Genomic DNA, 11405 nt, shown 5'->3' with positions numbered 1-11405 from the left:
GGATCAAACTCTCCAATAAAGTTGTTCCTGGTGCTTTCAGCACTTGGAACAACTGATCCACTACGTGGATAAGGTTTGATTGCTCAACAAGAATTAACGAGTCACGTCTTCACTCTTCAGTTTTCAAGGAACAACGACAATTTCAATGTTTTAGCGACAACGAAACATATAATAACCGATATTTGAACTTATGTCAACAGGAAAGTAAAAATTTTTTCGATATTATTTTTTACAAACAGTGAAGCCAGATTCATGTCAAAACAAGGCATTACAATTTTGCGTCAGAAAGCGCCGGCAAAGACAATTTATGTGCAAGTTCATTTAAATCCTTCCACACCTGGTCAGACAGGCAGATCCCCTTTCTTTTCCTTTTCAGATATCTTTGATATCGCCTTTCTCCCGGATAATAGATACCATTGCTGTTTTGGGACAAGGGCGTTTCTTTAATCATCCGCAAAAAACATTCCATACGGGTGTAGTATTCTTCCTCTGAAATAAAATGAGGAAAATAATACAAAATGAAATGATGGCCTATATTGGCATGACTCTGGCCTTGATCCTCATTTATACTGCCAACTTGCGTTCCAAAAGCAGCACCGCTCAATACGCCACAAAACAGTTCAATCGCTGTTGCAAGAGCGTATCCCTTCGCGCCGCCAACCGGTATCATGGATCCTTTCAGTGCAGAATGTGCATCGGTTGTGTTCATCCCATTTACATCAACCGCCCAGCCGCTTGGAATCGTCCGGTTTTGTCGGGCGGCCAAAATAATCTTTCCCCTTGCAACTTTACTTGAAGCAAAATCCACAATGATCGGCGGCCCCTTTTTTACCGGAAATCCAAATGCAATCGGGTTTGTTCCAAGACGTGCCTCTTTTCCCCCGGTCGGAGAAATCCCAGGCGGAGTATTTGTCATCGCCATAAGGATGATGTTTTCCTTTATTGCTTGCTGGCAGAAAAATGCACCGGCACCGTTGTGATTGCTATGACGAATAAAAACGGCGGCAATTCCCCATTTCTTTGCGACGGGAATTGCTGATTCGATCGAACGGCAAGAAACAACCTGTCCCAATCCGTTATCTCCATCCACCTTCAGGATACACCCACGCCGGGCAATCCGCAGTTCAGGCCGAACGTTGATCCTGCCTTCCAGCATTCTTTGAACATAGACGGGCAAGCGGCTGACGCCATGGCTGTCGATTCCTTCCAAATTGGCCTGTACCAATGATTCCGAAATAACAAGCGCATCTTTATGCGGAACCCCGACAGACACCAATACAGATCTGGCAAACTCCTGCAAACGAACGCCGGTAACCTTGCGCAATCCAAATCCTCCTGTTTCGTCACGAAAGTAACTTCAGTCGCTTTTGGAAAAATCTCCGCGATATTGCAATCGTTCTCAAACTCAGCCAAACGTTGATTTTTCCTTATTGTGAATGGACAACAGGTAAAGTGTAATCCCTAAAAGCATCCACATGGCACTCAATACGATGTTATTCCCGTAATCGGTTGCAGTGACGGGCAATATTCCACCCTGTCTGTGATTGTCGCCATCCTTGCCACCGGCTGCGGAAAAATCATCATCGCTTCCGGATTGATCCAGGGTTTCCGGCTTGTTTACATCTTTTGGAACATTTGATTGACAATTAACATGAATAACCAATTTTGTACTGAGTTTTTTGTCAATGACACGATCATTCACTTTCAGTTTTACTTTAAGTACATACTCCCCTTTAGCTCCATAAGGATTCTTTTTGGGATCATATTTCACATCAAAAGATTGAGAATCCCGTTGTATGCCTAACAAGCCATGATCCACTCTTTTTCCAGCGACAAAATCCTGCCTGGAATCGGGATACCAGTAGATTTCATAAAGAATGGCAATCCGGAGCAGATTCCGGGGCATATTTACCACTTTGAAAACATGGTTGGCTTTTACATTGAAAATTAATGAATCACAAGTCCCTTTTTGAGGAACAACACTTACCACATCCGCTTTTTCAAAGAGTTTGGTCTGGACATCCGTAATGGGATTTAACCCGTTCGCCAAGGATACGGATGGAATCAGACAACATATAACCAAAAAAACACACGATAATATGGCATAGGCCAGTTTGTTGGATTTACCGTTCATGATCTATCCCCCCATGGGGGTTAAATTTCCACAGCGATTTGTCATTTCCTCCCAAATTTCGGGAGTTATTTGAAAAAAATGACATTGGCATATATAAACCACAGGAACACAACCTGAAATGTCCGGAACGAGAATGACAGGCATCTTCCATACACAGGCACAGACATCGGGCAATCTAAAAAGACCAGGAAACAAAAATTGCAAGCTGTAAAACAGCCTGCAATTTTGGAATGGCGTGCCCTGGAGGATTCGAACCCCCGACCTTCTGATCCGTAGTCAGACGCTCTGTCCAGCTGAGCTAAGGGCACTTATATAAAACGGAGCGGAAGACGGGATTCGAACCTGCGATCTCCTGCGTGACAGGCAGGCATGTTAGGCCTCTACACCACAGCTCCATAAATGGTGACCCGTAGGGGATTCGAACCCCTGCATGCCAGCGTGAAAGGCTGGGGTGTTGACCGCTTCACCAACGGGCCATGTCTGGAGCTCCCTACCAGGCTCGAACTGGTGACCTCTTCCTTACCATGGAAGCGCTCTGCCAACTGAGCTAAGGGAGCAAATGGCACCAACCAAGAGCGGGTGAAGGGAATCAAACCCTCGCATTGGGCTTGGAAGGACTGCACCCGTATGTTTGGTGCGGTCGGCGAGACTCGAACTCGCACGGCCAAAGGCCACTACCCCCTCAAGATAGCGTGTCTGCCAATTCCACCACGACCGCAATTCATCAAAAAAAAGGACGTTTTTGTGAATCCAGTCTGCTCTTTATATTTAAATAAAGATAATCGTTCACGGTAATACATATTAACATATTCCTTTTAAAAAAGCAATACCTTCTTTTACAAAGTCAAATAAAAAAGACGGTTTAAACACCGCCTTTTAATAAACCTGTTCCGGGACTGAAGCTGCTTGTTTTTCGTATTTTTCTTCCCCTTTTGCAACAACACAGGCAATACAGACATCTCCGGTGATGTTGGTCGCGGTCCGGCTCATATCCAGCAAACGATCAACCCCCAGCACAATAGCAATCCCTTCAATCGGCAAGCCAACAGATTGCAAAACCATTGTAAGCATGATTAACCCGGCTCCGGGAACAGCTGCCGTGCCGATCGACGCGAGGGTAGCCGTCAGGATAATCATCAACTGATCCTCTATGCCTAATGGAATTCCATACAGCTGGGCAATGAAGATGGCCGCAACTCCCTGCATAATGGAAGTGCCGTCCATGTTAATCGTTGCGCCTAGAGGAAGGGCAAAACTGCTGATCGTTTTCGGAACGTTAAAATCTTTTTCGGCTACATCCATCGTAACCGGCAGGGTAGCCGCACTGCTGCTTGTGGTAAAGGCAACCTCCATCGCCCGTAACATCCGTTTGAAGAAGAAAACGGGGTTTATTTTTGCAAACAGGGCGAGCAATGTGCTGTATGTGACCCCCATGTGCAACAACAACGCCAACAACAGGGTGATCATATACATCCCCATTGAGCCAATCAACTCAATTCCCGATTCGCCGATCGCCCTGGCCATTAACGCAAACGCTGCATAAGGAGCAGTCGCCATCACAAAGGAAACGAGTTTGAGCATAACATCGTTCCCTTGTTCAATCACTTCTCTTAATCGATTGGCTTTATTGCCCAACATAGCAATCCCGATACCAAACAGCAGCGCAAAAAAGATTATTTGAAGCATTTCCGCTTCGGCCATAGCCTGGATCGGGTTTTCAGGTACAATATTAACAAACGTATCCATTATGTTAGGTGCTTCTTCAATTTTGGGTTTTTCTGTCGGTGTCGCAATGTTTGTCCCTTGACCAGGATCAATGATATTGGCCAGCAGAAGCGCAAAGGTAATGGCTACCGCGGTTGTCAAAGTATACAGGATAATCGTTTTCACACCAATCCGTCCCAGCTTTTTCGGATCGGCAATTCCTGCAGCACCAGAAACCAAGGAGAAAAAAACAAGAGGAACTACAACCATTTTGATCGCTTTAATAAACAGATCACTTACCGGATCAAACAGATAGGTATTCAAAACTTTGAAAACATCAGGAAAATAAAGATTCAAAACAATTCCAACAATCAGACCGAGCAAAATTCCGATCAAAATTTTTTTCGTCAAAGACATTTTTTTCATAGCCCCACACCTTTCACCTGAAATTTGTAAACATTCACAAAAAACAGATCCAATCATTGATTTTGGCAATAATTGAAGATAAAAATTTAATTTTATTATATCTTTAATGAAGAAATATCTCAACTTGTGACATATTCATAAAGAATATTTAACCTTGTTATTATATTAAAGAACCTTCCCATTTTGTATGTATTCAATTATCTTTTGAATAATTCGAAAAAGGTTATGGATTTGGGATCGCTTCAAAGCATCGTCTTTTTTCTACATCAAAAAAATTTCTGTGTGACTTGCAATATGAAACCACCTCAAGCCTGTTGCTTAAGGTGGTTTCGTTTCAGTCCTCTCCAAGGGTTGAACCCCGGCTTACACCCGGGATCAATCTACCTTGTGATCTGTGAGGAATCCTGCTTTTGAGGCAGCTCCTCTCAAATAGCCTGCACCCGCCACACAGACAGGAGTCATACCATCAGGAACTTTGTTTTTCCTCACCCTTTGGAACCAGGATTTTTTTGGAAACAATAAAAGTAAAAGGAATAGCAATCAGCGAAGCAATAAAAGGAGAGATATTCTCATTAAACTCTAATAAATCCACCAAAACATACATGCTGGAGGTGGTAACTGTTATATTCACAACATAAGTCAAAGGAAATTGGAAAAATTTTTTAAAAGTAGGTTTTGTACCATATGTAAAATAGGTATTCATAAAAAACGAGCCGATCATGCTCAGCATAAAAGCCAAAATATGCGCTACCAAATAATTAAACCCGATGATGTGGAGAAACAGCAGGTATAGTAAATAATAATTGAGTGTATTTACTACCCCGACGATACCAAACCGAATAATTTGCCTGTTTAGTAAAGGCATACCCAAACCTCTTTCTGCGATGTAATCACGATCAAAACAGCCCTCCACCCCTCCATGAATTCCTGTCAGAGGGCACTGAATATTACTTGTAAAACGTTTCCGCAGAACAGACTCTTGCTCTTTTGCGGCGACGGCAAGCCAAAAAAGCCCATATTACCAATGAGATTCCCGAAACAACAAGTCCTGCAACAAAACCGGGAGGAGTAAATCTCAATTCAATCTCGTGCACCCCTGATCCTACTTTTAATCCTGTAAACGCATGGTGAACGGGGAATGTCTCTACTTCTTTTCCATCGACAAAAGCTTTCCATCCACTGGAGTATGGAATCGATAAAAATAATGTACCACCATTCTTTGCAGAAACGGTCCCTTTGACCCGATTGTTGGTGATTTCGGTTGTTTTTAAGCCCTTTGTCTGATGATCATCCACTATTTTTTCATAAGATGCAAGCGAATCCAAGTAAACCCCCATGTTTTTGATTAAAAACTTCCCCGGATAGATGGTAAGAGTAATCATTTTCGTATCCTGTTCCTCTCTTCCAAAACGATACAAGACCTGGTTTACGGTCGTTTTGTAGGAATATTGAACATTCCTGTACTTGTTATTACACATGTTTTTTTCAAATTTCACTTCTGCCTCTCCATTTGAAGCTGTCATGGTGATTCCACCGTTGGGCGTATATGGCAAAAAATCAACAAAAACAGATAACTCTCCAGCCTGATGTTGAGCAAGAGGAATTCTGATCTCAAACGGCTCTTTGGACTCCAGGATGATTCCCTGATCCGTTTGTAGAACTTTGATTCCTTTTGAATACGTCACCTCTTTTAACTTTCCAATCTGTTTCAAGCCCAAAGAAGCAAAACTCGGTTTAGAAGAAGAACCCGTTTCTGAATCGGGAACGACGGCATATTCAAATAAAAGCCGATCCCGATAAGGCACAGGAATTTTTAGAAACTGGGAATAAGCAATACTTCGATCATATACAAATCCGAGTGGAACAAAGTTGTCATTGCGATAGACGGAATATCCGTTTTTATGGAAGATTGGCTGATAACCAAACAACTCGGCATTTTCCCCGTTCTTTGACTCTGCCACCAAATATTTATTGGCCATGAGCGTGGAAAGATACAAATTATTATTAAACCCACGAATCAGACTTAATCCTCGAAAGCCTGATATTGCCAACAGATCCATTTCAAACTCTTGTTGCTTCCAGGGAACAAGTGAATGATAAACGCTGAAACCGTGATAACCGTAACTCATTGCAGAGTTTTTCATGGAAATCGCGGCATCGAGCCAAATTCGATGAAACGATGGATCCTGCTTTTTTAGCTCGGCAATCGTTTTGTTGACTTTACTATTGTTGTATAACTGTTGATACTCTTCCTTGCCCAGTAGTGGCAGCCTTTGCCATACTCCTCTGGCAAGTTTTTCTGCTCTGGGAGTTGTTTTATAAGAAACATTTAATACTTCATTGACAAATTGTTTCCCGCCCAAAAAACTGTATCCGATCAAACTGATTGCCAATCCCGCAAAGAAAACGCTTTTCAGCCATTTTTTCTGTACATGGCCGTAAAGGAAGAAGCACAGGCACGTCAAAGGGATCAATGCGGTCATTTTCTTCCCCAAATCAGGATAATTGGCATTACATATAAATAAGAGAGAAACGATTAAGACAACTATATTCTTTGGTTTCCTTATATCAATCCGATCGAGCGCCAAAATCGCCAGCATTGTCCAAATCGAGTTAAAAATAAAAAACCCCCTGAGCTCCTCAGGATTGCTGAATCCGCCAAAAACACTTGTCAACCGGGGAATTTGCATAATAATCCAGAGCGTTAACCCCAACCAACCGTAAACACGCATTTTTTTCCCATTTATTAAAAGAAGCGGAAACAGCAATAATCCGATATAATGAAGCCCACCTTTTAACATGATAAAGGAAGGAACTTCCTCCAAACCCATAATTCCTTCGATTGGCGGTCCTGATCGGGCATAACTGTTGGAAGAGAGAAAACTGAAGACCGATGGTAAAAAGAAAACCATAGCGATCCCGAAACCGATAAAATACCTGAGCAACACCTGACTGTGAAAATTAATAAAGTTCTTCAGGGAAACCGGTTGCACCTCTTGGGCAAAAAAGCGAAAAAAAGCGTAAAGTAATAATCCGAGCGACATCATGAACATAAAATAAAAATTGCTTATACTTCCCAGGAAGATAGAGATAACAAAAACAGCGCTACTCTTCTCTTTCAAAAGCCGTTCATAGCCCAGAAGGATGAATGGAAAAATTGCAGCAGCATTAAGAAAGAAATAATGAGTATAAAAATGCTCTATATTAAATCCGGCAAACGGGTAAACCATTGCCCCCAGGAAGGCAAACCGCTTCCTGACCCCAAATTCTTTTAGCAACAAATAGATGCCTAATCCCATTACGATCAGCTTCAATATATTCATCGGTAAAAAAAGGGTTGGAAACCAGTTCTTTGGAAACAAGAGCAAAGGCCAGACAAAAAAATCTCCGAGCATGTAATATCCAAAATCGTTCCAGAAACTTCCGCCCATACCATAAGACCAGCTCCAGAAGGGGAAGCCCCCGCTATGTACCAGATCGTAAAACAGATTAAAAAAATGGATATATTGTTCTTTGGTATCTCCTAATTTCGATATAAAATAAAAATCACTGGTAAACAGTCGTGCAAATATGAAAACAGCGACCAAAAGTATACTTGCTGCCACAGCAGGCAAATCCCAATATTTTTTCATAAGTTTCATCCAATCATCCTATCAAATTGTAATTATTAATCCTCACAGAAGCCTCGTAGATAATAACTCATTATATAGATAATACCTTTACAATATATGACATCTGTTAATATTTATCAATTGATTTCCCTTTCCCCGCATTGACTTTACGCCCGTAAGAGATAAAATAAATGCAGTATAAAAAATCCAAAGGCAGGCAATGATAAATGATTTCTATTGTAGTTCCCTGTTTTAATGAACAGGAAGTTTTGGAATGTTTTTATCGTGAAACTGTCAAAGTATTGGAAGACCTTGAGCATACGTACGAACTGATTTTTGTCAATGATGGAAGTTCTGACAACACCATGGGGATTTTAAGAAAACTGGCTGCTCAAAACCCTGCTGTCCACTATATTTCATTTAGCAGAAACTTTGGGAAGGAAGCAGCAATGCTGGCTGGCCTAAATTATTCATCAGGAGACGCGGTCGTTATTTTGGACGCAGACTTACAACATCCACCAGGTTTGATTCCCAGATTAGTCAAACATTTTGAGAACGGGTATGATCAGGTGATCGCAAAACGGAATCGAAAAGGGGAGTCGTTAATCCGTTCTTCTGTCTCCAGGCTTTATTATAAATTGATGAACCGTTTTGTAGATATCAATCTGGAAGATGGCGTAGGCGACTTCCGCCTGCTCAGTCGAAAAGCGGTAAATGCAATCCTTTCCCTCAGGGAATATAACCGTTTTTCAAAAGGGCTTTTTTCCTGGATCGGTTTTAAAGAATATGTGATCTATTACGACAATGTCAATCGCAAAGCCGGACAGACAAAATGGGCTTTTTCCAAGCTGTTAAACTACGGAATTGACGGCGTGATCTCATTCAACAACAAACCGCTGCGAATGTCGATTTACATGGGATTAACGATTACTTTATTAGGCATATTATATGTTTTGTTCACATTTATTAAAATTATGATTAATGGGATCGATCAGCCTGGTTATTTTACCATTATCTCATCTATCTTGCTGATTGGCGGTATCCAATTGATTTTCCTCGGAGTAATCGGTGAATATATTGGACGAATTTATTACGAATCGAAACAAAGACCCCACTATATCGTCGAAGAGGAATCTTTTTCCAAGAGTCATATGGAAATGATGGAACAAACTTTACAACATCAGATTGTAAAATAGGAAGAATAGATCTCATCCAAAAAAACTGGACGGGATCTTTTTCAATCTGAACACGATTTAATTTTTAATCTTTGACCAATACTTTGGGAGAATCCGTACAATTGGACTGTTTTGTCATATACCTGTGATTGCAAAACGATATCTATTTTAAAATACAGATTGGTTTTCCCCGAAATAAAGGCATCGAAAACGACACCCTTTTATCCCCTATTCTGATGAAGCCAGTTCTTGCTGTTCCCGATTTTTCTCTTGTTTCTTTTTCTGCATCTCCCCCAGGCCAACAAGCGCCAATCCGATTCCATACGTAATCCAGAATGGTGTGAAATGGACGCTGGAACTCGGAGCCATTCCACCAACGAAGAATCCTATTAATGAAGAGAGCGTTGCAAAAGCACCCCAACGGATCACCAAATGAGCGGATGCACCGTATTTCAGGGAAGCCAGTTTCCACAATCTCCATAGCAACCAGAAATAAAGTGCCATATAAAGTACAAAAACAATCACTCCGAAATTGACCAGTATTTCAACCCACCAATTATGCATATTTTTTGCTTTTACAACATCCAGCTTTTTATTGAGAAATTCGATATTGCCAGGACCTATTCCCATAAAGTTTGAATCCTTTAAGTAATTTAATCCATTCAAGATCAGAAACTTACGATCGGTTGCACTTTCTTGTGTGCCCTCAAAGTCTTCCGGATCCATTTCTTCCACATCCCAGGTCGTCTTATTTAAATCAGCAAGAAAACTGAACGTGGAAGCCAACTTCACTTTGATCGTTTCTCTGGCTTCCTCAGACAAGAAGATCGTCGACATTGAGGTAGCAATTAATATGGCGGCCAAAGCCGCGATCAACGCCTTTCCGATATTCTTCCTTGTCAATTTTTCTCTCCTGATCACAAAAGGTACACCTGCTATCAAAACCAACAATGCCAGTGGTAAGGCAAAAAAAGTATTACTGCGTGAACCGGTGGCAAGAAGGGCATAGATGCTAAAAATTCCGGTTATATAGATGAACCAGTTATTTCTACTCTTCAGATTCAACATGAACATAGCGGTAATCAAAAAGGGTAAAGCGATCGTAATGCAAGTTGCCAAGTCGTTTTGATTCGTAAAAACAGAAGTGACCGTAGCGTTCAATTTATCTCCAAATGCCCTGGATGATGGCAAATGAATAAATGTGACCGATTCAATAAAAGCAAAATAAATAATTGCGGAAAATACTCCAAGCAAAATCTTCTCCATCTGCCAAAAGCTTTGAGTTGTGCGGAGGAAGAATGGAAAAGCGATTGCCAGTGACAACATCATTCCTAACAGGAATAAATAGCGAATTCCATAGGCAACGCTTGGTGCCCAAGCAAGAGCCAAAACTCCGTATGCAAACCAGAAAAGAAAAAACACTGCATACCATCGTACTTGATAAATCGCAGTCATTTCCAAGTTTTTCTTCAGACGAGAGTACTCTTTTCCCCATACAAATTGCAATACAATTCCTGCGCTTAACAGGAGAAATGTGATTCGAAAAAAGGTAAGGTTAAAATTATCCGTTATTTGAATTCCTAATGTGGGCCCGATCAAGGAAAATGCGATCATGATATAAAAAAGTCTCTCTAATCGTTTCTGTTTAGGAAACAAGAGTTTACTCACCAACTCTCACCCTTTTCTTGCTAGTTTTGACCAAATTGCTGCCATCAGTTTCAAAAATGCTGCCGACATCCAAAAAGCAACAAGGTTGAACTGACCGGAAAACCCTCACACTCAAATCTTGTACTTCAGACAAACAGAGACTGAACAGGTTGAGCAATTACATATGATATGCCAAATATGAAACAGTTAATCTTTTCGGCTTAACCGAAATATGCTGGATAATAATAACTCTTATCCATCATCCTTACCCAGAATACAAATACAGGTGAAGATCAATGTGAACAATTTATGAAACCCCAATCTGCCATTTTTCCTGTCTCCGCAAAATAAAACTAAACTGGAGCTGTCAAAGCAGACACCAGCTTTTTACCCATGGTTGCAATAACTAATATTGCGGAATCAGAGGAAAAGGATTTTTAAATATATTGGTTCTTGCCCGAACACCTCTAAAGGTATTGTTTTACCGTATCAGAAAGATGATTCAACAAACATGGTAACATAACGTAACATAAACCTCCATTTATAAAAATGTTTTGTTCCTGCTTTACTGGCAACATTGGAGCTGGTGCACCAGGTCTGTTTTTTCCGAATGAGGAAAAAACAAAGTCAAGTATAAGAAATCCCCCATTTAGTTTTGATTAATAACTAAATGGGGGACATTTCATTTGCCTGGCAACGACCTGCTCT

At 41.1% G+C, this 11405-nt stretch carries 7 protein-coding genes and 4 tRNA genes; 1 reads left to right on the top strand and 10 read right to left on the bottom strand.

The features are described 5' to 3' along the window. Positions 1-268: 268 nt before the first annotated feature. The 9 genes from H2C83_RS17220 to H2C83_RS17180 form a co-directional block, all read right to left on the bottom strand. Positions 269-1324 (bottom strand): Ldh family oxidoreductase, encoded by a 1056-nt coding sequence (locus H2C83_RS17220; protein ID WP_181742394.1) that lies wholly within the window; start codon positions 1322-1324, stop codon positions 269-271. A gap of 81 nt (positions 1325-1405) precedes the next feature. Further along, on the bottom strand, positions 1406-2134 hold the full coding sequence (locus H2C83_RS17215; RefSeq protein ID WP_181742393.1) for a hypothetical protein: 729 nt from the start codon (positions 2132-2134) through the stop codon (positions 1406-1408). A gap of 231 nt (positions 2135-2365) precedes the next feature. Further along, positions 2366-2442: transfer RNA gene (locus tag H2C83_RS17210), tRNA-Arg, on the bottom strand. Between the two features lie 92 nt (positions 2443-2534). Continuing rightward, positions 2535-2610, bottom strand: a tRNA-Glu gene (locus tag H2C83_RS17205). Between the two features lie 5 nt (positions 2611-2615). Then, positions 2616-2691, bottom strand: a tRNA-Thr gene (locus tag H2C83_RS17200). A gap of 75 nt (positions 2692-2766) precedes the next feature. Next, a tRNA-Leu gene (locus H2C83_RS17195) sits at positions 2767-2852 on the bottom strand. Between the two features lie 158 nt (positions 2853-3010). Continuing rightward, positions 3011-4255, bottom strand: coding sequence for a dicarboxylate/amino acid:cation symporter (locus H2C83_RS17190; protein WP_181742395.1), 1245 nt, complete (start codon positions 4253-4255; stop codon positions 3011-3013). Positions 4256-4730: 475 nt separating this feature from the next. Continuing rightward, on the bottom strand, positions 4731-5129 hold the full coding sequence (locus H2C83_RS17185) for a GtrA family protein (protein ID WP_181742392.1): 399 nt from the start codon (positions 5127-5129) through the stop codon (positions 4731-4733). 82 nt (positions 5130-5211) lie between these two features. Then, a complete protein-coding gene (locus tag H2C83_RS17180; protein ID WP_181742391.1) occupies positions 5212-7905 on the bottom strand; it encodes a YfhO family protein in 2694 nt (897 codons plus the stop codon). Positions 7906-8102: 197 nt separating this feature from the next. On the opposite strand from H2C83_RS17180, the gene H2C83_RS17175 reads away from it, so the two are divergent. After that, entirely contained in the window at positions 8103-9071 is a 969-nt protein-coding gene (locus tag H2C83_RS17175) for a glycosyltransferase family 2 protein (RefSeq protein ID WP_181742390.1), read from the top strand. 207 nt (positions 9072-9278) lie between these two features. Here H2C83_RS17175 and H2C83_RS18400 read toward each other — a convergent pair whose 3' ends face one another. Beyond that, entirely contained in the window at positions 9279-10718 is a 1440-nt protein-coding gene (locus tag H2C83_RS18400; protein WP_181742389.1) for an O-antigen ligase family protein, read from the bottom strand. Positions 10719-11405 lie beyond the last annotated feature (687 nt).

The organism is Thermoactinomyces mirandus (genome assembly GCF_013868055.1).
Taxonomy (GTDB): domain Bacteria; phylum Bacillota; class Bacilli; order Thermoactinomycetales; family Thermoactinomycetaceae; genus Thermoactinomyces; species Thermoactinomyces mirandus.
Note: the sequence above shows the minus strand (reverse complement) of the source record. Positions and strands in the feature narration are given on the sequence as shown.